Genomic DNA, 21,085 nt, shown 5'->3' with positions numbered 1-21,085 from the left:
AGGAAGCTCATGTCCTTGCGGGTAATCAGCACGTAAGCCGACAGACCACCAAACACCAGCGCAGTCATCGCGAAGGCCGAACTGACCACCTCAGCGCCGCCCTGCATACCCAGGTAACGATTGAGGATAGGGCCGAGCAGGAAACCCATGAAACCGGTCAGCGCGAACGCAGAAACCAGGCCCCACGCCGAGTCACGGAGTTTGTTGGTGAGAAAGAAAAGGCCGTAGAAGCCAATCAGCACCACGAAGATATTCGGGTAGCCGACACGCATCTGCTGCGCGACAAACGCCATCACGCCGCTGAATGCGAGGGTGAGAGCGAGTAAGCCGTAAGTGTTGCGCAGGACGCGGCTAACCTCTAGCTGCTCAGCCTGCACGCTGTTATTAACTGCGTAATCCTGTTCGCGCATGGCGACACTCCTGTTGGTTTGAAACGTTCAGTCGCAAAGATCATAACAGACGCCCTGTAACAAGCTACGCAGAGAGTTTGACAGTGTGTTTCATTCAGGTATTATGGCGCCCGCAACGCAAACGGAGGTGTGGCCGAGTGGTTTAAGGCAACGGTCTTGAAAACCGTCGACTGTAACAGGTCCATGAGTTCGAATCCCATCGCCTCCGCCATCTTTAGAATAAGCCCTTGATTTTCAAGGGCTTTTTCGTTTCTGAAATTCAAGAAGCACACATCCGTGTGCACAGTTGTGACCACAGCCCCTGACCTCCGGAGCTGCTGCCATGTCACGACACCCTCGCCTTTCGCTCATTCGCAATTCGTATTATTTTCGTGCACGCCTTCCTGTGCGGCTTCGTCGTGCGCTAAGGATCAGCGAGATTAGAGTCAATCTAAAAACAGACAGCCGCCGCGAAGCAGTCAATCGTGCTGGCCTCTATCATTTTTTGTTCGAACAAATGACCGGCCATATGACAGATTCTGAGCAGTTGCACATCCTTGAACAGGACATAGCACGTGGGGAGGCCGAATTCGACGAGCGATCTTCACAATTGAAGACGGCCGAAACCCAGCTAAAGCAGCTAATTTCATGGATAAAAAACATCAATGCGGAGCAAATCACATCCATCAGGCTTCAGGAGTATGCGAATTTCGTTAAGCATCACCTCAACGCCTCGCTGATGGAGAGTGAGGGCATTAAATCCACCGAAGTCCGAGCGCTCGTTCACTCGATGCGCTTAGCTATGGAATATCTGGAACCCGACGATGAAACTGACAGACAAACACCGTTAGACGAAGGTGAGCTAATAGCTTACAAACGGAAATTTAAAAGTGAATTCATGCAACTCTGGCAGAAGCAAGTTCAAAAAATCAAAGCCAATCGAGTTCCTGAATCAACGCTCGTATTGACGACGCCCCATCAAGTGAACTTGATGTCCTTGCCAACGCCAACTAAGCATGTAAGTTTCCTTCAACTTCACGAAGAAGAGCTTGCTTCAGAGCTAGTTAAATCGCTAAACCGCCAAAACTCGACGAACGGGGAGTATTATAGATACGCCGAAAAATTCGATATCCTGCTCGATGGCCTTAGCGTTTGCGAGCTGACCTTAGATCGAATTAAATTTCTTTTACAAAGACCTGCTAACGTTAAAAAAAAGCAAAGGGACCACTAAGCGCTACACTACTCGTGATGACCTGATCACTTTAGACCCGGAAAAAACGCTAGCACTCGAAACGATAGTAAAGCACGCCATCAGGTTGAATACACTTCTCGCATTTGCAAATCAGAACAATTACATTAATTTGGATTTGAATAAGGTTGATAAAGCCTCACTCGGCTCGTTGATAAACGCTAAAACAAAAACCGAAAAACACGATGATGAGGATAATGCAGCCCCTTTCACAGATGATGAAATCGCGAAAATATTCGACAGCTATTTATACAGCAAAGAGAAATCGCGGAATATCAGGACAGTATTCCCCTATCAGTACTTTTTTCCGTTTTTGGGCGCATTCACAGGCTGCCGCATAAACGAGCTTGCTCAGTTAGACGTAGATGACATAGTCACAGATAGCCCATATCCACATATCAAAATCGAAGGAGACATTGATTCGAATGTTCCTGGCTCCCGATCACTAAAAAAATGAGCCAAGTAAAAGAAAAATACCCATCCATCCGAAACTCATTGAAATAGGTTTTTTGGATTACGTCGCGCAAAGAAAAGCTTCTAAAGAAAAGAAGCTTTGGGATGGATTAAGCTGGAAAGAAAAAGGCCATTACGGAGCACTTGCTACACAGTTTTTTTGCAGACTGGACGGCCCTGGTGGATATCTTCATCACTTAGGCATCCACCAGATGGCCAATGATAAAAAGAATTTTCACTCATTCAGGCACACGCTAATCACCAAGCTACGCAATGAAGCCATTATTAATTTAGATAGTAAGAACACCGAAACGCTTATCGAATCAATTACCGGGCATGCTGCGAAGCTTAGAAACACTTCTGACGATTACGGAATTCATACACTTGAACGAAAACTGGAGGTCATCAGTAGAATTTCGTATGGAAGTGAGATGAATGTGATGAACTATGCATCATTCTACAGACGCTACAAGACGTTAATTACCCATAGCGTCGCGAGATTCAAGAGAGGGCCACGACCAAAAGCTCGCCCGACTAAAGATCAAGCCAACCTACAAATAAAGCAAAATGAAAAAATTTCAATTAATTTAATTTAATATCAATAATACCACCAGCAAAATACTACTGAAAAGGCGCTTACACAGCGCCTTTTCCATTACTTAATAATTAAAATATTTCAAGCATCCCAGAAAAATAAACATCACAGAATAGGTTACAATAATGAAAACAATAAATAGACCTTATGAACCTCAACCCAATCCACCCACCAACCGCTTCCAATATCCAGCACCTGCTAATCGATGAAGATTCAAAGCAAAAGCTTATTGCAAGTCGCCTATTCACAGACGAAGAGATATCTCTGCTGTCAGATGGAATTCTCCCTGAAGCTCCGTCCAACAATAAGCCACTCGGATTACGCTTGTGCAATCCACAGCAGATAGCGGGGATCACAAACGATATCGTACTGGCTAACAGCCGTGAAATAGACCGATTGAACTTTATTGAGATGCTCAATCTGATTACACCGCAAGAGCTGGCAGCACGCCAGGAGTCCTTTGTTAAAAACTTACATATCAATGAAAGCAATGAATCTAAACGAGGAATTTCTTTTGCGTTGCCCACACCGCAAGCCATAAAACGCGCCTGTGATTTTCGCGCCGTAAAAAGACAGCTGGTGAAGATCGCGAATGAAGAACGCATTAATGAAGAAGCTATTTCGCGCAGGTTGGTGGCACGACCAACCAACCCTATTGTTCAGACAGAACACTCGCTTTTCGTAAGCAGCAACAGGAAATCACAGAAGAAACCCTGAAAAAAATGTACATCAGTGGAAAACACACTGATCAGTTAATTACGCTTGCAGATTTAGCAAAAACCAAGAACTACAAAAATTCAGCAGACTTTATCACCTTACAAAAACATTGAACAAATGGCTGATGACGCTGGGTTTACCGGGTATTTCATTACATTCACCGCCCCAGCGAACTTTCATCCAAACCCGTTGATGGGCAAGCGCAGCTACGACCAGTCGAATATTAGAAATGCTCATACCTACATTCAGAATGGCTGGAAAATGCTTCGTGCAAGGTTAGCAAAAGCAGGTATTCCACTTTCCACGACCACTTTCTTTGGTCTACGCACTGTAGAAATGCATAAGGATGGCTGCGCTCACTGGCATCTCATGGTATTTACTACTCCAGAATTTTTTCGACCTTTTGTGATTTGGCAAATCAGATATTCCCAAATTACAATCAATGGGATTATAGAACTATCGACAAATCCAAAGGTAATGCGGCCAGCTATATTTTCAAATATATCGCAAAAGCAGTTGACAGTTCCCAATTCAATCACGAGAAACTCAAGGGAGATGATTATGACAATGAGCGGCTCGAACTGGATCAGTCCGATTTGGTTCATGCTGCGCGAGTAAGCGCGGCCCTAAAAGCGCAGAGAATCAGACAATATCAATGCTTTGGCGTAGGCAACGCGCTAACAAAATACCGTCTCATCAACAAAATACAAGAACACATTGACACATTCGAAAGTGACATTGTCAGAACCACCCTAATTGCATGCAGAATGTATAACGACGGCACACGAAACAAGAACGGAAGAAACCTGCTCGGTTTCAAAAACTTAGTAAATACTTTCACTGATAAAATACGATTAGTGAAAGAACAGTATGTTAACAGATTTGGGGAAACCGCACTGCGGGTCACAGGGATACAATTTTCTTGCGACTACATATATGAGCTTCCCCGCTATGAAATACACACCAGTCTGCCCGACTTTATAGAATCAGAAGTGATGAAGCTGTACGATTCCGCCCCCATTCTTGCTGCAATAAGAGACAGCAGAGCGATGGATGAAGAGCTTGACAACTTGGAACGAGAAACTTTTAGGATGAGTATGCATGCAGCAAATGACGACGATGTAGATAGCGATTATTTTAAAGAGCATGAAGACGCATTAGTTACAGTTATTTATAGTGATCCAAGTAAAGCTTACCGCCCACAAGGGGCGAATGATAAACGCCCCACAGCTTCTGACCTACTCAAGATTGTCAAAGAGACAAACACCAGACGATATAATGTCAATTACATTGACGTTCCGGCCATGCCAATTCACAAACCACCATTAGACAAAGACGAAATCTTAGCTCTTTTGTCAAACTGGTAAACATTGTCAAAGACACTGACAGTTACCGCCCACTCCGCTGGGCGAATTCGACCAGTATGGGCGGTTTTTTACCTACAGGAATTCCACTGAGCGTGTTCAACTTCGACATCAGTGCGACACGCACAAAAAGCATGGTCATGTAAAGACCATGCTAGATCGCGATTACGATGAAGAGCATTAAGTGAAGTGAGAGTACTGCTTTTTCATTTCTAAACCACCTATGCGGCGGTGCGAATTTCTAAACCACTTATTCAGCGGTCAAGGCAGCTCTCACTTCCTTAATACTCCTGATTTCTGATGCCTATGCTAGTAACCGTTTTCAGAGATTGCCAATTGAATGTTCGGATCAAATCAGCCATTGACATTGATAAGATCTATGTCAATCACACAAACAATTTATTTCATCTATACATCGATGCAAACACCTCTGGGGGCTTCTCCCCTGCCCCCCGATAGCACCACAGCAACAGGTGGCCGAAAGCCCGGCCACCCGTCGCTGAGGTGCTCTACAATAAGAGCATTGCGACACACTCAGGTACTCAGGGTCATATGAGACTTATAGTCGCTGACCATCCGGAAAAGCTCTCGATCCGTCGCGAGAACCTCCCTCAACAGCCGTGTGACGTGTGGAGTAGTGGCCGGGCAAAGGCCGATAAAATCGCGCATCTCCGTACACAATTCCTGAGCCACTATCATCTGATCCCACCAATCATTCACGGCTTTCTCCGACGCCTTCAGATCCGTGAGGTGCAGTTCGCCGGTGGTATGCATGCCAACCCCACACATTCCAGCAATGAAAGCATAGACATCTGCTCGTGTTGTTAAAAGACTACGGCGTGTCTCAGCCAACGTGAACGGTGGATTCGCTTCGAATTCCACATTCACCGGTCGCAGCTCCCGAACGTTGGATTCTCGCCGAATAAGGGAAACGACCTCACGCACCCTTCGAGAATAAAACCCATCCAGAACGAGCGTTCGCACCACGAAGCCCTTGAGCTTACTGCTCAGCCCCCAGGTAATGGCTTTAGACCACTGTCCGCCATCTCCTTACTCAGTAAAATCTCACAAAACCTTTTTACTATCAATAAATTGCCCGTGACAACAAATAACTCTTTAGCCACGGAAAACGTGCAGAGGTAACGATCATCGATCAACTCTATATTCAATCCGGGAACTATCGCGCTCATTACCTACCCCCTTATTAGATGACTCAATATAGGAGCCTAAACTTTAAATGCCCAATGAAAACTTTTATCTGCAACTAAGAAATCGATAGCAGGGCTCTATGTCAACCATACAAACAATAGTCGCAGCAAATAATATGACGAAAATGGTGATATAATAAGATCATAAAAATAATAAGAGCTAAAAGATTATGGCCAAAGACTTGAAAGACAAAGAAACCATAGACATGTTTGATGTTCTATATCCAAAATTAAAGCCCGGAAGAAAAGCCTTGTTCGGCGAGCCTATGTCAGCAGCACAGCGGTCGCGAAAATACCGGGCAGAAAAAAGAAATCGAGATGAGGCGTTATCTTCATGAACAAGGCTACTCACTGCCCGTACTACGTACGGTTCGTGATGCCTCGCTAGGGTTTCACCCTAGGACCCCTACAAATGGGGTTCCCCATGCCCCTATAAAAACAATAAAAAACGGGTAAACCATGAAAATTGAAAGCCGCAACACGTCTGAGCGGATTGAGATCCGAGTAACATCAGAGCTGAAGCAAATCCTCAAGGAAAAGGCGGAGGAGGCGTATATGTCCGTCTCTCAGCTATTAATCCAAAGCGCACTGCACTCGAAAATCAGGATTACGGTTTCGTCCAAACCAGAAAACACGACCGAGATTCTGAAACTAACGGCTGCCGTCAATAAACTTGGCGCTCAGCTCAACATTATTGCGAAGCACTGCAATTACCACAAAGCCGCTTCGGATACCGACTTGATACTCCGGGTTCTGATCGTTATCGAAGGCGAGATGCTGAAGCTCAGAGACATCGTACTGGGGGAGCCGAATGCTGCACGGCTTCAGTAAATACGGCACCGGAGGCGGTGCAGGGCCAGTTGAATACTTTTTGGGCGCGCAGGCATACGACAAGGAGAAAGGTGCCTGGTACAAGCGCGATCCGCTGCCTGAAGTGATTGAGGGTGATCCGCAGACGATGGTCCGGATGATTGACGCTCTTCCTTACGTGCACAAATACACAAGCGGCGTTCTGTCATTCACTGAGGCCGATGCAGAGCGTCTCAAGGCGCTGGAGGGGACTCGCTTCGAGGAAGCCATTTATGACATTACGTCACGCTTCAAGGACATGCTCTTTGCTGGCATCAGAGAAGAGCACCGGCACATTCTTATCGTTGCTCAGATGCATCTTGGCCGTCTCGAAATGCACTACGTCACACCACGCTGCAATTATGAGATAGACCGAGCTTGGAACCCTGCTCCTCCAGGCAAGAAGAAATTCGAACAGATGGACGCGTTCGTTGACGTTGTAAATGTGAAGTACGGCCTCGATGATCCAAGAGACCCACTAAGAACTAGAGTAATTAAGCTCCCTCAATGGTTACCAGATGGAGAAAAATACACGCGTGAGAAACTGCACAGCGTTTTTAAACAGGCGGTAATCGATGGAGTTATTGAAAGCAGAACAGAACTATTGGAACTATCAAAAAAAGCTGGATTCGAGATTACGCGCATAGGTAGCAACTACATATCTATGAAGCCACCTGGACATGAAAAAGCATTTAAATTCAAAGGAGAAATATACGATGCCAAATTCACTAGCAACACTCAGTTTGGAAGTACAAAAGCAGAAAGCGCAAAACGAAAAGCTTTTCTTGCAAAACCAGCAGTTGCTGCAAGATATAAACAAGCAGTCAGCGAACGTCGAACTTTTGTCGAAGAGCGCTTCAAAAAAATACTCGCAACTGTTAGAGCTAAAGAAGACAATCAAGTATCACAATCATTTGGGCGCGCTTCACTTACGTCTTTCAAGGGTCTGTATGATCGTAAACTCTCTACTATCAGTGATGTTCCTCACGCTAATAGCTTGCATCGTAGGGACCATAAATTAATCCAATCTGGTAAAGGAAACAGTCGCACCGTTAGAGATTCGGACCTCAGAGGTTATGATGAAAATTACACAACTATGCATGGCTCTGGACTTACTTTGGATGGAGCTACACTCGATAAGATCGGAACTGAAGCTGCTACATTGGCTAAGCAACCAAACTTAATCCCCATAGTGGTTTTTCCCTCAGAATACTCTTCAGTCCCCCCCACACCAGCTGACATTGGTGCCGTGAATGGAAGTATGGATAGTGGTGATTCTGAAGCTGATAAGATCGTAAATAAAAAAAGATCTGAATTCGGATCACTGAACAACAAATTGAGACAAATAGAAGCAGCGAATAAAAGAATAGCGGCGGTTATTCTCCAATCTGAGCTGCGTTAAGTCCGACAATATAATAACAAGAAAAGGTGTGCGATATGACAAGCGTTCCATTAGAAGTAAGTGTTGCTGAGTTTGCAAAGGGAGTTGATGATATTTTTGAACGACAACTGAAGCTTTTGGATGAACTTCGCGAGTCGTTTAGGCTCATCGCGGAAGCTATGCAGAAAAGCTTGCATCCCCAAGAGCTGCCACCTCTGGAAGAAATCGGAGTAAACAACAATTACTTCCATAGAAAAGTCACAACTTCGGAAGTTAGTAGAACAAAATCCCCGAGCCCGCCCGTTCAGTTCTAAGCGATAGACCTCTCACTAGATCTCGAAACCAAAAGCTAATCGCGCCTGGAAATCATCGAATAAAAAAAGCCCCGTCAACAGGCAGGGCTGTGCGCTTTACAGTCACGCTATGTATTATCGACCGTGCTCAGCCATCTTGTTGCGAGGGTCGGTCGCAACGCCTTTGTTCGCCGGATCAAGTTCATCCGCACCAGCATAGGCTTGTGCCGCGCTGATTGGGCGACCGGAACAACCTACCGAAGGCAATATAGCCCAGGCCAAGGAAAGCGACTGCCAGCAGAGATTTAAGTGTTTTCATACGATCTAACGTTTCTTCCTTAGTTGTGATTGTAACGCTTTCTGTGAGGTTTAATAAGGTAAATACCAATTAACTTGAAGGGTCACCAAACGCAAGCCGCGCCTTGAAATGATCCTTTAATATTAAATATGCTGCGCTGAGTCCAATCAGAGCAAATACAACGACTGACATTAATATTGAGTGTGTAGCTTTCAAAATCACGATAAAGAAAGGACTCATCAACAGCGCAATGGCAAGTCCAAACATGCAAACCAAAAAAATCGGCCATGCCCTGCTCTCACTGATCACTTCACCATCTTCAAGCTGAATCGCATAAAGAGTGTGCGTTCCAAAAACTCTACGAACGAGTGCTAACTTTACCTTCGCACCGACTTTCAGAAATGATCGAGTATAATCATTGCAACTTACATTTTTAATACGCTTACCATTTATCTTCACAAACGAAAGCGTTCTTTCGCCTTGATCATAACTCCCAAACCCGATTTCTTCGATTAAGCCATCACAAATCACGAGTGCCATATTACCCCCAATGCATACTGACGTCTGTTGTTACTTACTTGCAAAGCAACGCATTCACTTTATCGAACCCCTCGACTTTAAAAACGTACCCGACAGGTGATTTTCGACCCACAATACCTTTGGTAGTGATCACCAAATCACGCGCTCCCTGGAGGGAAGTTGCGAGCCTACTACCAATAGGGGCTTGTAACTCGGCTCGCTTCAAGTCTAGCGACCATGTTTCGGTGAACTCTGGCTTGCGGTCGATTTTGAATGTCAGATCGAAAACCTTGTGGTTTCCGTTTGCAAACCCAAGCATGTAGGGCAAAGCCTCAAGATTCATGGCGCGCTCACCGATGAAACATGAGATTGATAGCCGAGGATTTCCATAATTGGGAACACCCAATGTTCCGATGGCAGGCGTCATCGCGGAGCTGAAGTAACCTTTTTTTCCCCGGCTTGGCTGAGTAGCCGTTTCCGGTTTTGGTGCGAATCCAATTACCAAAGATGGTGCCTCCCATGCTAGTAGCCTTCGCACGACATGAGGGGGCAGCTTTACCCGCCAAGATATCGCAAGCATCAGCAGATGCCGGGGACGGGACCACCAGTACCCCGATAAAAATGGGAGCCAGGTAAGCAGTTATTTTCAATGATGCCTTTAAATGGAATAGCACCGAATCACCCTTATTCACGTCCGGATGTCGAATCTGTAGCCGGATGCTTAGGAGAAGCCGCCGCGCTAATTGTCATCAGCTCACAGCGGTTGCCCAGGCCTATCGCCAATGATGGCCATACGCAATCATCGCACAAAAACCCGTTTTGGGATAATCCTTTTTCAGGATTATTAAGTAGGTCAGCCCACTCACGACGCCCCCAAGTGACCTCGACCTATTCAGATTCCTATCAGCTATTGCTTAAGCACCTTTTTGACGCGCGCAAGAAAGCAGGACTCACACAAACAATGCTCTCCGAGCGTTTGAGCAAACCACAGTCATTCGTGTCGAAATACGAGCGAGGAGAACGCAGGCTGGATGTAATTGAGTTTTTGAGAGGTGTGCCAACTACTTGGGGCTGACCCTCACGAGATGATCCGGAACTTGATGGAATAATCTTAAGTGATTGGAGTGCGTCAGCTCTACATGAGCGGCAACCACCGGCTTGGGAGGTTACCGCTCAATGGAAAGCTCAGTTCTCGACTACATGAGGCCTGAGTTCCCTTTCATTCTCTCAGCCCCAACTTTTTCGCCCGCAAATACGACGTATAGGTGAACTCTTCAAAAGGACTCGGAACTCAGTTGTGCTTCTGGAGCCTTGGTAAAGGCGGACGCTTTCGTTCCTGACCTGCCAGGACAAGGCACACAATTTCTAATGACTCCTTGTCAATATCGGGGCCAAAGTAGACGCCTTTAAGTGCTTCGACAGGATAGATGTACTGAGTTCCCGCTACGCTATGCAGCGCTCGCCATTCATTTTCATAGCACCATGGTTTCGACTTTGTACAAGAAGAGTTCGGCCACGTGGTCGAACTCTTTGTTCAGTAGGATGCTCGCGACATCAAGTTGAGGGAGGGTCGACAAATACCTTACAGGCTTTACTCTGGAGAATGGTTCGAATCTTGTATCAAACTCAAGACAGATTCCTCGATATTGACTTCCATAGTGCGACCACATCAGTAGATCGTCGTTTCTCTCAGAGAAGCAGGTGACCCCGCGATTCTTAAGGAATGCGTCAGTTGCTTGTTTGATCGCATCATGCGCTGCGCGCAGCAGCATCTCGCGTAGTTCCTGAGTGGTCTTCGTCTTGAACTCGCGCCGCGCTTGGTCGGTGATCCTCTCTTGAGATAGATAGGCAGCCCGCACAGCCTCCGTTTCTTCGTTTGTCGGTGACTTGATGTTGGGCGTGAGTGCGCAGTCGTACGGATCATTGAAGGATAACGGCGATCCAAAGTACAAGATCTGCCCTTTGATATTCTGCAAAGTCCGCACTGTGAGCGGTTCATACTTATAGAGACGCAACGGTGTCGGCATTCGGGGCCTAACGTCAAGTTAAGGGGCCGCGGAATGCGGCCCCGGTGAGCGAAACGAACGACTTGGATCGTTTGTGCTGCTTATGATCTCTTTGGTTGAATATGTAATAAAACTCAATAAAGAAAAGCATTTCAGAGAATTTATTTCTGTGCCGTAATCCAAGTGCTTTCGATGACCATGAACTATGCCGTTTCTATTTGGGGCTTTGCTTTTAGTCTGGGGGGTGCTTTTCGATATTCCAACGTTGTGGTGATTTTTTAGCTTGAACGGCTCTAGAAACACATCCGTCAGTATACTTGTTTCGATCTGTCCACTGTCCACTAGCGCCTTTATTTTTTCCTCAGTTTTATTCTCGGCAAACAGAAAGCTTTTCAATGACTCACAGCAAATCCCGTCGGCCTGAGCAAGAAATAACGGTATGGAAGCTATATAATTTCCTGACTTGTGCAGATCAAAAGCGGCTTCTAATATGTGCGTACGATTTTGGCAGAGCCCCAGTATTTTTTGTGTTATGTCTTCCCAATTTTCATTTAAGTGCATACTCATTAGCTCATCGATTGAGCTTGGTTCTGTTTCGGGCGTGTAGAAGAAAGTAAACCAGTTTGGATACCAGCCGTTCTCTGCCATCACTGTTACATCTTCTTTCCGTGCTTCTTGCCAGCGCTGCGCCGCCTCTAACACTTTTGCGAGAGCGGTGTTAACTTGCTTAAATAATGGCTGATAAGCCGTGGAGATTTGTTTAACAGCGGATTGCATGACCTCATTATGCCTTTGAATATATGGCGGTATGGCCATATTTAAGCGTTTGGTTATCTGCCGTATAGGAGCTGTAATTCGCTCAACCCGTTCAATTCGCTCAAAGAACTTTTCAAAATTTTTCATAACTTAAGACACATAACGTTTAGGTTAATGGCCCGCAATAGGCGGTCCCAAAAAGCGAAGCGAGCGATTTGCACCGCTTGTTAGACCTTACCTGCATTAAGTGACAGGACAACGCTGTGCTTTTGAATAGTTTGACTGTCGTACCACAGCACTTCCATGCCGGCGTCATCCCGCAGCTTCAAGAAATAACCAGTAGATGGATGAACGTCACTGGAGGAGTGACTAGTGATTAGTGCCGATAACTGCGGCAAGTGATAGATAAATAAAGCTATTTCTATCTCGGATAGCTCAGCATCAGCTTTTGATAGCCGTAGGCTAGTGCCAAAGTATTCGTTTGGTATAGGGATGAAGAGAACGATCTCGGTTTTGCTCTTAAGCTTGCGCCCCAATTGCCCTATAGCTCCCACGAGGCGTTTAATTTTTGTACCTGCTGCTACGACCGCTGAGATTGCTTTAGCGCGACCACGCCATGAGTCTTTAGCAGACTCTTTTACGATCTCCGCAACGTAAAGAGCTGCATAAGCCATTAAGCCTTGCTGCCACCAAGAAAGGTCGCCCACAAGCTTGATCCACGACGGTGGATCTACGGATTTGAACTCGTAAAGGCTGGAATCAACTTCAACGGCGAAATCTTCAGACAGCTCAGCCTTGAAAGCCTCAATAGCGTCATCTGGAATATCGGTGGTTCTTAGGATCTTCATGCAAGGGCCTAACTACCATTAGGTGACATTCCATGTCGCGCTTCTTATCGCGAATGGCGTGTCGTATAACATTCCTTGTCGTCCTGTAAGTCCTTGTCTAGCTTAGAGATGGTCGCGGCAAATGCGACATCGCTCAGGGAGAAACGCGACGTAGATGACGGCAAGCCCTGCTGCCCTTTAGAGTCAAAAGCAGTTCAGCGATGCTACCCATTTGCCATTACCGTGTCCACCGTTCACTTTTGGTTTCTCTGCTGGTCGTTACTACGGCATGTACTGGTCAAGTCGAATGCAAACGGTTGGTCAGCACGAATGCAATTGACTAGGCAATGGTGATGCAAATTCTGGTCGAGTGCGATGCAAATACGCACCTTGGCATTCGGAAGGGTGAATTTCCCGGCTCCCTAGTCAGCAGAAAAACAGCCGTAGGAAAAAAGTCGTAGTCATTCTTTGGCAGCGCCATTAGCTGTCATTTGTTCCGTCACGCTGGTGCTTGATGATTAGGCCAATCGAGGCGTAGTATTGGTCCGTTTTCGACCCACAGATGTGGGCACAATTGTGGTCACACCTTGCTTTTTACGAGCGCTACGCAATTGATTTTAAAGGGTTTTTATTTTTTATGGCAGAGGTGTTCGAATCCCATCGCCTCCGCCATATTTGTACCGACAAAGCCCTGATTATTCAGGGCTTTGTTGTTTCTGGGGTTTGAGCGGCACCCCTTGTTTTTAGCATGCGTTACAAAACTATTTGGTAACCGTTACAAAACTTTCCAATTTTCGCCCTCCTCCGGCGTCCTGCCGATCATTAAACATCCTTCATGTAACGCGATGCTACGCTGTCCTCAAAACAGAGGATTTGCGATGCCACATTCAGACCTATCCCCCTCCCTGCTGTACAAGATCAACGAAACCCAACTCGCCCTCGAAGCCGCCATCATGGAGCTTTCGAGTTGGGTCGAAGCCCGCGGCTCGGCTGACGTCGCCGACAACGTGCGCGGTGCCCTGGAAACGATCAGCAAGAACGAGGAGTTCGTCACCATGACTCTAGCGATGCTAATGGCACCGGAGTGATCTACCCCATGGTCCGTATGCCTACCTGAAGGACGTTCTCACGTGCCTACCGACGCGCGCGAGTGAAATTACTGCGATTACTCCGAGGAGTAACCATGCACGACTATGCAATCCGCTTCGAGGAAGACAGTGCTCCAGGACTTGCCACGTTTTGCCGCGACCTTCCAGAGCTCAATAGCTATGGCGATGATCGGGAGAGCGCAATCAGCGAAGCCTTGGACGCGATCGAGACAACCCTATCCATTTACGTTGATCAGCGACGAGTCATACCAGTAGCGTCTGCGCCGGAGGCTGGTGAGCACGTAGTCCGCTTGCCAGCGGTAACCGTGGCGAAGATCGCGCTATGGAACGCCATGATGGAGCGAGATATGCGCAAGGCTGACTTGTGCCGGTTGCTCGGCGTGCACCAGGCCCTGGGTGATCGCCTAGTGGACTTTTTACACACATCAAAGATTGAACAATTAGAAGCGGCTTTGAAAGCTTTTGACTTACGCCTCTTGGTAACCGTGCAGCCGTACCACATCCGCTAGGTCAAATACATCCGGAATGGAGAGTGCAAGAGTTTCGAGTGCTTGTCTGTTTAACCACACGAGGTCGATTGAGCAGAATCGTATGGGCTATGAGAATTGCTTTCTAAACCAGCGACTGTTGAATTTGATGATCAAATGTATCTAGAAAATCGTGCATGCCGATGTCTCCGAGATCTACAGCTTTAGCGCCGCCGGCCGCAATAAAGGTGACGTCAGTGATACCCAGGACGTTCAGTATCAGTTTCAAATATTGGGTCGCAATATCACGGTCTCTAATCGGGGAGTCGTTGGTGTATACACCTCCCGAGGCGAGCAGCACCGTTGCCTTTTTACCGGTCACCAGCCCTTTACCATCAAAGCCCAACGTCAGGCCTTTACGTACCACGTGATCCACCCACGCCTTGAGCGCCGCAGGGACGTTATAGTTGTAGACCGGCGTTGAAATAACCACGTGATCGGTTCCCAGCAACTCGGCCGCAAGCTCATCGGATAGCTGCAACACGGCTTTCATTTCAGGCGAATGTTGGATTTCCGGAGTGAAGTAAGCCTGTAACCAGGGGGCCGTCACGAACGTTAGCGAAGTGTCCGCTAGATCCCGTATTTTGATGGCGCCCTTAGGGTGTGCAGCTTCCCACGCAGCCAAAAATCGGCGAGTGAGTTGCCGGGAGATTGAAGCATCCCCACGTGGGCTGGTTTCAATGGAGAGAAGCCTGGACATGAAAGTAACTCCTGCGCGGTGACGCGGCGGTATGTTTTGCGTTGTCGCTTTAAGCGATGTGCGACACACTCTACCCAATGCGATCTCTACGCAGGAGTGATGTAAATATGATTGAATCCATCTGTTTAAGTGATGGGTCATGATCGGAAATCTCAGCTTGGATCAGTTGCGGATCCTTGTAACCATTGCTGATACAGGCAGTTTCTCGGCAACGGGACGTCACCTGCGGCGTGCTCAATCTGCCATTAGCCAGTCGATTTCCACACTTGAGTCAGTTCAAGGTGTGAGGCTGTTTGATCGCAGCGGCCATCGTCCAACACTCACTGAGGTGGGTAGAGTGCTAGTGGTTCAAGCACGCGCAGTGCTGGCAAGCGCTGCTCAGTTTGAAGCAATGGCCGCAAGCACGGCAGCAGGGGTTGAGCCGGAGTTGGCTCTTGCAATAGACCCTTTAGTCCCTAGCGCACCGCTCATCGAAAGCCTGCGCGCTCTCCGTGAGGCTTTTCCGCATCTGGCAGTGAGTTTTTCTACAGAAGGCTTAGGTGGCGCAGAACGCCGATTGCGCACCGGCGATGCGGCACTGGCGCTTTGCACGTTGATTCCGACAGTGCCCGACGATGTCACCGCACGGCCGCTGCTCAGCGTCGACTTGAGGGCAGTAGTAGCCAGCGGGCATCCCTTGGCCATGTTAGGCCGTCTGGCAACAAGTGCAGACCTCAAGCCTTATGTGCAACTGGTACTTTCCGATCCTGTTTCTCCTGACGGCCCTAGCTATGGGGTGACGGGCATTCACCAGTGGCGGTTTGTAGATTTGGCACGGCGGCTGGATTTTTTACTCGCCGGGTTCGGTTGGTGCCGAATGCCAGAACATTTGATTGCGGATCATCTGGCCTCAGGACGCCTCCTGCCGCTTGAGTTAACCGCCGAACTTCAGCGCACACCAGACTCACTTACGATCTACGCAGCGCACATGCAAAATCGCGCTTTAGGGAAAGCAGGCCGATGGCTTCTGAACGATCTGACCCGTCGTCTGTGCATGTGATGATACGAAGACGACTAACATCAGCGCTTTGGTTATCCCGTTGGCCAAGGGCTGATGCGGTTCATCGAACCGATTGTGCAGGGACTGCCCGGGTCGTGATCGTCTGTGCGTGTTTCGCAAGCCAAGGTGTGATGCCTGTCCGCTTACAGTACCTCTGAGCGTGTGCAACTCGAACGTTGCTCGCTGCGCTCTGAGCCTATAAGCAAAAACACGTTACCATTGCCGACTCAAAGCAATGGACACCACACGTGAGAAAGCCATTTATGAAAATCGTCATCGAAGAATGGGATGGTGACGGTGCAATCCGAATTCCCGATGAGGCGTTGCAGGAATTGGAGCTTGATGTTGGCGACACGCTGTATTTGATAGAGGCATTTGTCGGCAACACGCGCTGCCTCGTCCTATCAAAAACACCTCAAACTTCGACCCCTATCGCAATGTGATCTACCTACTACTCACCCGGAGCTGTTGACGCCGATGCCAAGTTGACCCGCGTGCCGACGGTCTCGCTAGCATGTGCGTACCCGCACCTGAAACCGCTGCATGCCTAAGCAAACTGCAGGTGGCATCTGACGCCTATCATTCAGGATCATCTACGGGTAGCAGCCCTCCTCTTATGCAGCCTGTCGATGCAGGGTCAGGATGACTACTCCGAAGCAGATGAACCGAGCCAACTACCCGGTGACCCGCCGGGATAGCTCGGGACGGGTCAACACACCCTTGGCCCAAGAGACCAGTGCGGCATGACTAAGAAACGTCACCGAGTCCAATCACGCGAGCCTTATGGCTCCGCCCTGGATATCGTCGCGCGCCATTCGTAGGTCAATAGCGTCCTGGTTGAGTCGGTGAATCATGTTGAGCAACCGTTGGCGTAGCACTTCGTCTTGGAGCTGCTCAGCAGCACGCATCACATCAAGCGCCGCTGCCTCATTGTTGGTGGCAACGGCGTCGAGCAGTTTGCGCATGCTTCTTGATGGTCGATTCATCTCCAACTCCCTGGATTTCAGTGACGCGAATCATATGGCCTGAATGTTTCATCAGTATTTCAGCTGCACGAACTGGCTTGAATCACCAGCTCGGGCTCATTTGATGCTAGCAGGAGGGATAAAGCATGCATTCATGTGGCGTGTGCAGATCAGTCGTAGAAGGACAGATCACCCACGATAGTCGCTCTGCTGCTACTTTTAAAAAAGCTGGTGAGAATCGAGAACGTTAGGGAATATTTTTCTACACCTCAGACGACCAGGGGTGGAGTCAGAAAAATGCGCTATTTAATAATTCTGATGTTACTGCTGAGTTCCTCATTGGCTTGTGCTGGTGGCCGCGATGATAATTGGTGGATTCGCCAAAGCTACGAACTGAAGCTCACCTTCATGGTGGGCATGATTGATGGAGCCCAGACCGGAAGCACATTTTCTGCGGGGGTCGTAAACGAGAGCTTAGCGCACGTCAGTAGCAATAATCCCACGTGGCGAAAGAACATGATGGTATGAAAACTCGAACTAATAGCCGCAGGCAACTCTCACTTTTTTCAGGGCGAGTTCAAGCGTTTCAACAGGCACCGATCCCAGCGCCACGCGCAGCGCATTAGGCGCATGGGATGCAGCAGAAAACGGCTCTGCTGTCGTGACCAAAATGTTGTCGCGCCGCAATGCAGAAGCAATGCTCTCGGCCCGCATGTCTCCGGGCAATGGTAGCCACAGGAAGTAGGCGTTTGGATGCGCGACCAGGTTGATGCCGCCGAAAATGCGGCGCGCAAGTCGTTGTCTATTCGCGGCGTCTTTGCGCTTCAATTCTTCCAGGTCATCCACCACGCCTTCTTCGATCCAGCGACACCCCAGTTCGACGGTGATCGATGGCGAACTCCATGTGGAGGCTCGCACGGCTTGCTCGAGCGCAGGGATGAGCGATACAGGCGCTGCGATGAATCCGATTCGCAAGCCCGAGGCGACGCTTTTGGAAAGGCCGGAAACGTAGATCGTGCGATTCGGTGCGAGCATGAACAACGGCTTCGGTGCTGGTTCGGCTAGAAACGCATAGGCGCCGTCCTCGATCAGCGCAAAATCGTGTTCCTCGGCCAGCGCAACCAAACGCTTACGGTCGGCGGCCGGCATGATCGATCCCAGCGGATTGTGTAGGGTTGGCATTGCATAAAACGCGCGTACCGGACGCCGCTTGCAACTTGCCGCGAGCGCGTCGAGATTGGTCTTGCCATCAGCCAACGGTATAGGCAGAAGCTCAATGCGATGGGCGACGGCCAGCGCTTTAATGCCCGGGTAGGTGAGCGCGTCGACAGCGAGTACATCGCCCGGCTTGAGCATCGCCATCATCGCGAGCGCCAGCCCTTGCTGCGCGCCATTCACGATCAACACCTGCGATCCGGGGACTCGAATCCCTCGATTGCGAAGATGTTTCGCAGCGATTTCTCGTTCATGCGGACGCCCGCCATGGGGGGCGTTGCGCAACAAGGCGTCCAGATCGCCCGACGATGCGAGGCTGCGCAGTGCCTGCCTCAGCATCTCTGCTTGCCCGGGAACCGCTGGATTATTGAAGGTCAGATCAATTATTCCAGCTTCGGATGCCGGTTGCAGACCGAGGTCGCGTGGAAGAGATGTGTCGCGCACGAAGGTGCCACGCCCCGTTTCACCCACCACCAGGCCCATCGATTCCAACGTGCGGTAAACGCGAGCTGCTGTCGCAAGCGCAATGCCATGTTCGTTCATCAATGTGCGTACCGTCGGGAGTTGGGTTCCAGGGCGCAAACGTCCGCTACGAATGTTTTCCGCTACCTGATCAGCAATGGTTTTGTACCGTGGCATCGTCATTGAATGTACCTAGAACAATTCTTTGTGTGTATCAAGTGGCGAGCGTAGGCTCCACTACCTCACAAAACAAGGAGGCGAGCTCGGCGCGCAGGACGTAACCGTTCCAGTGGCGTCGAATCGATTGAGACATGTTCAGTCACGTTACTGTGGGATGCACCGACCTCGAAAGAGCATCGGCGTTTTATGACGCCGTGCTTGCGCCACTCGGGCTGATCCGCCGCGCGGTGACCCCGGACGGAGGCCCCGCCTCGGCTTGCTGGGTGCATCCGACGCGCACACTGCCCAGGTTCTATGTCTACTTGCCGCGTGATGGCCTTGCGGCCACGCCGGGCAATGGCAGCATGCTCGCGTTTCATGCCGAAACGCCCGACAGCGTACGCGCGGCCTACACAGCGGGGATTCTGCAGGGTGGTACTGATGAAGGCACTCCCGGTGAGCGGCCCTGGTATGGCGAGGGCTACTACGGTGCCTACCTTCGAGACCCTGATGGCAACAAGCTTCACATCGTCTATCGCGGCGATCTGGAGCACACATGGTAGATCTATCGACGCTACTGCTGTTTGCGGGGGCGGTGTTGCTGTTGCTGATGTCTCCCGGCCCCAACATGGCCTTCGTGATTGCGCACGGCGCGAGCTACGGTTGGCGTGGCGGCGTCGTTGCTGCATTGGGAATTGGCGCAGCTGACCTCGTATTGACCGCGCTCACCGCAGCCGGTCTCACGGCCGCAATAGCGCAGTGGCCACCGTCGTTCGACCTGATCCGCTGGGCCGGTGCGTTCTATCTGCTCTGGATGGCCTGGAAGGCCATACGGGTTCGTGCCGGACTTCCACTACACTCCGCCATCCAGGCCTCGCTAATGTCGGTGTTCATACGTGCGATGCTGAACTCTTTGCTCAACCCGAAAGCGCTGCTGTTCTTCATGGTGTTTTTGCCGCAGTTCGTTGTTCGGGGCAATTCTCCGGTCGCACAGCAAATCGTGACGCTGGGGCTGGTGTTGACACTGATCGCGACCTTTTTCCACGTCGCGCTGGGCCTGGTGGGGGGAATGATCCGGGGTTACGCGTCCCACAAAGGCGAGTCCGCGAAGTGGCAGTCGCGGGGCCTGGCATTCGTATTGGTGTTGCTCGCGGTTCGACTGGCGTTCACGTCGCGGCCGGCATGAATTCTGAGTCGGACAGGGATGAGCCCATGCAAAGCCTTAACATTAAGCACACTGACAGGCAGCGCTGGTTAGCGCTGTCCAGGATCAACACGCTCTCGGCGTTATCGCAGATCGTGCAAATCGGTACGATTGACATCCTCAGGCTCTCCCAGGCGCAGTTCGGCGATCAAGCACGCCAGCGCTACCAGACACTGATCCTCGCGGCGCTGCGCTGTAGAGCAAATCATCGATGTAACTGACAAAGCTGTGTTCACGCAGATCTTCGCGATTGTGAATCGTTGGATGAAGAGTCAGGTACTCCGGTGACGCATACAGTTTGAGTACGTAATCGGTGAGCTTTGTGATGATAAACGGGCCGCGCTCCGGGCGCTCCAGCGTGATGACAATGTCGGCCTAACGTCGAGACAGATGCACCATGCGTGGTATCGCCAGCAGATCGATCCCAAGGTTTGGATAGCGTCGAGTCAATTCCGCGAGTTGCGCCGCCAGCATTAATGAGCCATAGCCCTCAGTTGCCCCAATTCGAGCATGACCGGACAGAGTGTCGGTCTGCTCGACGCGCTCACGCTCAATGGCTGAGCAGGCACTTTCCATCGCCTCCGCCATATTTGTACCGACAAAGCCCTGATTAGTCAGGGCTTTGTCGTTTCTGGGTTTTGGAAAAACCTGCTAACCCACACTTCAGCCCACCCCCTGGATGAAGTTTTGCTTTTCGACCAGCGGCTAGTTTTCGAATGACCTCTCGCTGCTTCATCTACGGTCGGTTCAGACCCGCTAACACGGGAAGCGCCGGAACAAAAGTACAGATAGCACTCCTGG

The 21,085-nt window shown here is 49.5% G+C and carries 27 protein-coding genes, 1 tRNA gene and 3 pseudogenes; 20 read left to right on the top strand and 11 right to left on the bottom strand.

Annotated elements, in window-relative coordinates; translation table 11 throughout:
* Positions 1-410 (bottom strand): Bax inhibitor-1 family protein (locus AB4O41_RS28910; protein WP_460145668.1); only part of this gene is annotated, 410 nt, incomplete at its 3' end.
* 123 nt (positions 411-533) lie between these two features.
* Between AB4O41_RS28910 and AB4O41_RS28905 the strand changes: the two genes are divergently transcribed.
* The 7 genes and pseudogenes from AB4O41_RS28905 to AB4O41_RS28875 all read left to right on the top strand — a co-directional run bounded on the left by AB4O41_RS28905 (position 534) and on the right by AB4O41_RS28875 (position 4,770).
* Positions 534-621 (top strand) — tRNA-Ser (locus tag AB4O41_RS28905).
* Between the two features lie 111 nt (positions 622-732).
* Positions 733-1,620, top strand: a complete 888-nt coding sequence (locus AB4O41_RS28900; RefSeq protein WP_460145667.1) for a DUF6538 domain-containing protein — start codon at positions 733-735, stop codon at positions 1,618-1,620.
* Between the two features lie 85 nt (positions 1,621-1,705).
* Entirely contained in the window at positions 1,706-2,095 is a 390-nt protein-coding gene (locus tag AB4O41_RS28895; RefSeq protein WP_460145665.1) for a site-specific integrase, read from the top strand.
* A 52-nt stretch (positions 2,096-2,147) separates the two neighbouring features.
* On the top strand, positions 2,148-2,687 hold the full coding sequence (locus AB4O41_RS28890; protein WP_460145663.1) for a site-specific integrase: 540 nt from the start codon (positions 2,148-2,150) through the stop codon (positions 2,685-2,687).
* Between the two features lie 146 nt (positions 2,688-2,833).
* Positions 2,834-3,403, top strand: a complete 570-nt coding sequence (locus tag AB4O41_RS28885) for a hypothetical protein (RefSeq protein ID WP_460145662.1) — start codon at positions 2,834-2,836, stop codon at positions 3,401-3,403.
* Between the two features lie 117 nt (positions 3,404-3,520).
* Positions 3,521-3,733 (top strand): annotated as a pseudogene (locus AB4O41_RS28880) (replication endonuclease); the annotation flags it as partial.
* 80 nt (positions 3,734-3,813) lie between these two features.
* Positions 3,814-4,770, top strand: a complete 957-nt coding sequence (locus AB4O41_RS28875; protein ID WP_460148465.1) for a hypothetical protein — start codon at positions 3,814-3,816, stop codon at positions 4,768-4,770.
* Between the two features lie 531 nt (positions 4,771-5,301).
* Here AB4O41_RS28875 and AB4O41_RS28870 read toward each other — a convergent pair.
* Positions 5,302-5,655 (bottom strand): hypothetical protein, encoded by a 354-nt coding sequence (locus AB4O41_RS28870; RefSeq protein ID WP_460145661.1) that lies wholly within the window; start codon positions 5,653-5,655, stop codon positions 5,302-5,304.
* Positions 5,656-6,145: 490 nt separating this feature from the next.
* Here AB4O41_RS28870 and AB4O41_RS28865 point away from each other — a divergent pair, with 490 nt between their 5' ends.
* The 4 genes from AB4O41_RS28865 (at position 6,146) to AB4O41_RS28850 (ending at position 8,519) form a co-directional block, all read left to right on the top strand.
* Positions 6,146-6,313 carry a hypothetical protein gene (locus AB4O41_RS28865; protein ID WP_460145660.1) on the top strand — a complete coding sequence of 56 codons (168 nt, stop codon included), beginning with the start codon at positions 6,146-6,148 and terminating at the stop codon, positions 6,311-6,313.
* A gap of 121 nt (positions 6,314-6,434) precedes the next feature.
* Positions 6,435-6,806, top strand: a complete 372-nt coding sequence (locus tag AB4O41_RS28860) for a plasmid mobilization protein (RefSeq protein ID WP_460145659.1) — start codon at positions 6,435-6,437, stop codon at positions 6,804-6,806.
* Positions 6,787-8,226, top strand: coding sequence for a hypothetical protein (locus AB4O41_RS28855; RefSeq protein WP_460145658.1), 1,440 nt, complete (start codon positions 6,787-6,789; stop codon positions 8,224-8,226). The genes AB4O41_RS28860 and AB4O41_RS28855 overlap by 20 nt, the downstream gene beginning before the upstream one ends.
* A gap of 35 nt (positions 8,227-8,261) precedes the next feature.
* Positions 8,262-8,519, top strand: coding sequence for a hypothetical protein (locus tag AB4O41_RS28850; RefSeq protein ID WP_460145657.1), 258 nt, complete (start codon positions 8,262-8,264; stop codon positions 8,517-8,519).
* A 367-nt stretch (positions 8,520-8,886) separates the two neighbouring features.
* Here the strand turns inward: AB4O41_RS28850 and AB4O41_RS28845 are convergent, their stop codons facing one another.
* Positions 8,887-9,336 (bottom strand): hypothetical protein, encoded by a 450-nt coding sequence (locus AB4O41_RS28845; RefSeq protein ID WP_460145656.1) that lies wholly within the window; start codon positions 9,334-9,336, stop codon positions 8,887-8,889.
* Positions 9,337-9,370: 34 nt separating this feature from the next.
* Positions 9,371-9,820 carry a hypothetical protein gene (locus AB4O41_RS28840; protein WP_460145655.1) on the bottom strand — a complete coding sequence of 150 codons (450 nt, stop codon included), beginning with the start codon at positions 9,818-9,820 and terminating at the stop codon, positions 9,371-9,373.
* Positions 9,821-9,964: 144 nt separating this feature from the next.
* Between AB4O41_RS28840 and AB4O41_RS28835 the strand changes: the two genes are divergently transcribed.
* Positions 9,965-10,390, top strand: a complete 426-nt coding sequence (locus AB4O41_RS28835; protein WP_460145653.1) for a helix-turn-helix domain-containing protein — start codon at positions 9,965-9,967, stop codon at positions 10,388-10,390.
* 397 nt (positions 10,391-10,787) lie between these two features.
* Here AB4O41_RS28835 and AB4O41_RS28830 read toward each other — a convergent pair whose 3' ends face one another.
* From AB4O41_RS28830 to AB4O41_RS28820, 3 genes are all read right to left on the bottom strand, one after another.
* Positions 10,788-11,342 carry a DUF2971 domain-containing protein gene (locus AB4O41_RS28830; protein ID WP_460145651.1) on the bottom strand — a complete coding sequence of 185 codons (555 nt, stop codon included), beginning with the start codon at positions 11,340-11,342 and terminating at the stop codon, positions 10,788-10,790.
* Positions 11,343-11,360: 18 nt separating this feature from the next.
* Positions 11,361-12,224, bottom strand: coding sequence for a hypothetical protein (locus tag AB4O41_RS28825; RefSeq protein ID WP_460145650.1), 864 nt, complete (start codon positions 12,222-12,224; stop codon positions 11,361-11,363).
* Positions 12,225-12,304: 80 nt separating this feature from the next.
* Positions 12,305-12,925 (bottom strand): hypothetical protein, encoded by a 621-nt coding sequence (locus tag AB4O41_RS28820; RefSeq protein WP_460145649.1) that lies wholly within the window; start codon positions 12,923-12,925, stop codon positions 12,305-12,307.
* Positions 12,926-13,782: 857 nt separating this feature from the next.
* On the opposite strand from AB4O41_RS28820, the gene AB4O41_RS28815 reads away from it, so the two are divergent.
* Both AB4O41_RS28815 and AB4O41_RS28810 read left to right on the top strand, forming a co-directional pair.
* A complete protein-coding gene (locus tag AB4O41_RS28815) occupies positions 13,783-13,992 on the top strand; it encodes a hypothetical protein (RefSeq protein ID WP_460145648.1) in 210 nt (69 codons plus the stop codon).
* A 95-nt stretch (positions 13,993-14,087) separates the two neighbouring features.
* Complete coding sequence (locus tag AB4O41_RS28810) at positions 14,088-14,522, top strand: type II toxin-antitoxin system HicB family antitoxin (RefSeq protein WP_460145647.1); 435 nt, start codon at positions 14,088-14,090, stop codon at positions 14,520-14,522.
* A gap of 103 nt (positions 14,523-14,625) precedes the next feature.
* Here AB4O41_RS28810 and AB4O41_RS28805 read toward each other — a convergent pair whose 3' ends face one another.
* A complete protein-coding gene (locus tag AB4O41_RS28805) occupies positions 14,626-15,240 on the bottom strand; it encodes an FMN-dependent NADH-azoreductase (RefSeq protein ID WP_460145646.1) in 615 nt (204 codons plus the stop codon).
* A gap of 139 nt (positions 15,241-15,379) precedes the next feature.
* Here AB4O41_RS28805 and AB4O41_RS28800 point away from each other — a divergent pair, with 139 nt between their 5' ends.
* A complete protein-coding gene (locus AB4O41_RS28800; protein WP_460145645.1) occupies positions 15,380-16,279 on the top strand; it encodes a LysR family transcriptional regulator in 900 nt (299 codons plus the stop codon).
* Between the two features lie 248 nt (positions 16,280-16,527).
* Positions 16,528-16,722 (top strand): AbrB/MazE/SpoVT family DNA-binding domain-containing protein, encoded by a 195-nt coding sequence (locus AB4O41_RS28795; RefSeq protein ID WP_460145643.1) that lies wholly within the window; start codon positions 16,528-16,530, stop codon positions 16,720-16,722.
* 327 nt (positions 16,723-17,049) lie between these two features.
* On the opposite strand, the gene AB4O41_RS28790 is transcribed toward AB4O41_RS28795, so the two are convergent.
* Entirely contained in the window at positions 17,050-17,265 is a 216-nt protein-coding gene (locus AB4O41_RS28790; RefSeq protein WP_460145641.1) for a hypothetical protein, read from the bottom strand.
* A 276-nt stretch (positions 17,266-17,541) separates the two neighbouring features.
* On the opposite strand from AB4O41_RS28790, the gene AB4O41_RS28785 reads away from it, so the two are divergent.
* Positions 17,542-17,772, top strand: a complete 231-nt coding sequence (locus AB4O41_RS28785; protein ID WP_460145640.1) for a hypothetical protein — start codon at positions 17,542-17,544, stop codon at positions 17,770-17,772.
* A gap of 9 nt (positions 17,773-17,781) precedes the next feature.
* Here the strand turns inward: AB4O41_RS28785 and AB4O41_RS28780 are convergent, their stop codons facing one another.
* A complete protein-coding gene (locus AB4O41_RS28780; RefSeq protein WP_460145639.1) occupies positions 17,782-19,104 on the bottom strand; it encodes an aminotransferase-like domain-containing protein in 1,323 nt (440 codons plus the stop codon).
* Positions 19,105-19,232: 128 nt separating this feature from the next.
* Between AB4O41_RS28780 and AB4O41_RS28775 the strand changes: the two genes are divergently transcribed.
* From AB4O41_RS28775 to AB4O41_RS28765, 3 genes and pseudogenes are all read left to right on the top strand, one after another.
* Positions 19,233-19,643 (top strand): VOC family protein, encoded by a 411-nt coding sequence (locus AB4O41_RS28775; protein WP_460145638.1) that lies wholly within the window; start codon positions 19,233-19,235, stop codon positions 19,641-19,643.
* The gene (locus tag AB4O41_RS28770; protein WP_460145636.1) at positions 19,637-20,266 is read left to right on the top strand and encodes a LysE family translocator; all 630 of its coding nucleotides are present in this window, start codon (positions 19,637-19,639) and stop codon (positions 20,264-20,266) included. The genes AB4O41_RS28775 and AB4O41_RS28770 overlap by 7 nt, the downstream gene beginning before the upstream one ends.
* Positions 20,267-20,376: 110 nt before the next feature.
* Positions 20,377-20,487, top strand: a pseudogene (locus AB4O41_RS28765) (type II toxin-antitoxin system RelE/ParE family toxin); the annotation flags it as partial.
* Here the strand turns inward: AB4O41_RS28765 and AB4O41_RS28760 are convergent.
* Positions 20,477-20,869, bottom strand: a pseudogene (locus tag AB4O41_RS28760) (LysR substrate-binding domain-containing protein); the annotation flags it as partial. The pseudogenes AB4O41_RS28765 and AB4O41_RS28760 overlap by 11 nt on opposite strands.
* Positions 20,870-21,085 lie beyond the last annotated feature (216 nt).

This window comes from Pseudomonas sp. S2_A02 (assembly GCF_054668495.1).
The sequence above is the reverse complement of the archived record's forward strand: the minus strand, read 5'-3'. Positions and strand labels throughout refer to the sequence as shown.

What these genes read in the sequence shown, in the direction of transcription:
- AB4O41_RS28825 (WP_460145650.1), bottom strand. Translation starts at nt 12,224, where the DNA reads ATGAAAAATTTTGAAAAGTTCTTTGAGCGAATTGAACGGGTTGAGCGA.
- AB4O41_RS28775 (WP_460145638.1), top strand. Translation starts at nt 19,233, where the DNA reads ATGTTCAGTCACGTTACTGTGGGATGCACCGACCTCGAAAGAGCATCG.
- AB4O41_RS28800 (WP_460145645.1), top strand. Translation starts at nt 15,380, where the DNA reads ATGATCGGAAATCTCAGCTTGGATCAGTTGCGGATCCTTGTAACCATT.
- AB4O41_RS28885 (WP_460145662.1), top strand. Translation starts at nt 2,834, where the DNA reads ATGAACCTCAACCCAATCCACCCACCAACCGCTTCCAATATCCAGCAC.
- AB4O41_RS28815 (WP_460145648.1), top strand. Translation starts at nt 13,783, where the DNA reads ATGCCACATTCAGACCTATCCCCCTCCCTGCTGTACAAGATCAACGAA.
- AB4O41_RS28790 (WP_460145641.1), bottom strand. Translation starts at nt 17,265, where the DNA reads ATGAATCGACCATCAAGAAGCATGCGCAAACTGCTCGACGCCGTTGCC.
- AB4O41_RS28845 (WP_460145656.1), bottom strand. Translation starts at nt 9,336, where the DNA reads ATGGCACTCGTGATTTGTGATGGCTTAATCGAAGAAATCGGGTTTGGG.
- AB4O41_RS28820 (WP_460145649.1), bottom strand. Translation starts at nt 12,925, where the DNA reads ATGAAGATCCTAAGAACCACCGATATTCCAGATGACGCTATTGAGGCT.
- AB4O41_RS28835 (WP_460145653.1), top strand. Translation starts at nt 9,965, where the DNA reads ATGATGCCTTTAAATGGAATAGCACCGAATCACCCTTATTCACGTCCG.
- AB4O41_RS28860 (WP_460145659.1), top strand. Translation starts at nt 6,435, where the DNA reads ATGAAAATTGAAAGCCGCAACACGTCTGAGCGGATTGAGATCCGAGTA.
- AB4O41_RS28805 (WP_460145646.1), bottom strand. Translation starts at nt 15,240, where the DNA reads ATGTCCAGGCTTCTCTCCATTGAAACCAGCCCACGTGGGGATGCTTCA.
- AB4O41_RS28855 (WP_460145658.1), top strand. Translation starts at nt 6,787, where the DNA reads ATGCTGCACGGCTTCAGTAAATACGGCACCGGAGGCGGTGCAGGGCCA.
- AB4O41_RS28780 (WP_460145639.1), bottom strand. Translation starts at nt 19,104, where the DNA reads ATGACGATGCCACGGTACAAAACCATTGCTGATCAGGTAGCGGAAAAC.
- AB4O41_RS28830 (WP_460145651.1), bottom strand. Translation starts at nt 11,342, where the DNA reads ATGCCGACACCGTTGCGTCTCTATAAGTATGAACCGCTCACAGTGCGG.
- AB4O41_RS28865 (WP_460145660.1), top strand. Translation starts at nt 6,146, where the DNA reads ATGGCCAAAGACTTGAAAGACAAAGAAACCATAGACATGTTTGATGTT.
- AB4O41_RS28785 (WP_460145640.1), top strand. Translation starts at nt 17,542, where the DNA reads ATGCGCTATTTAATAATTCTGATGTTACTGCTGAGTTCCTCATTGGCT.
- AB4O41_RS28770 (WP_460145636.1), top strand. Translation starts at nt 19,637, where the DNA reads ATGGTAGATCTATCGACGCTACTGCTGTTTGCGGGGGCGGTGTTGCTG.
- AB4O41_RS28850 (WP_460145657.1), top strand. Translation starts at nt 8,262, where the DNA reads ATGACAAGCGTTCCATTAGAAGTAAGTGTTGCTGAGTTTGCAAAGGGA.
- AB4O41_RS28810 (WP_460145647.1), top strand. Translation starts at nt 14,088, where the DNA reads ATGCACGACTATGCAATCCGCTTCGAGGAAGACAGTGCTCCAGGACTT.
- AB4O41_RS28900 (WP_460145667.1), top strand. Translation starts at nt 733, where the DNA reads ATGTCACGACACCCTCGCCTTTCGCTCATTCGCAATTCGTATTATTTT.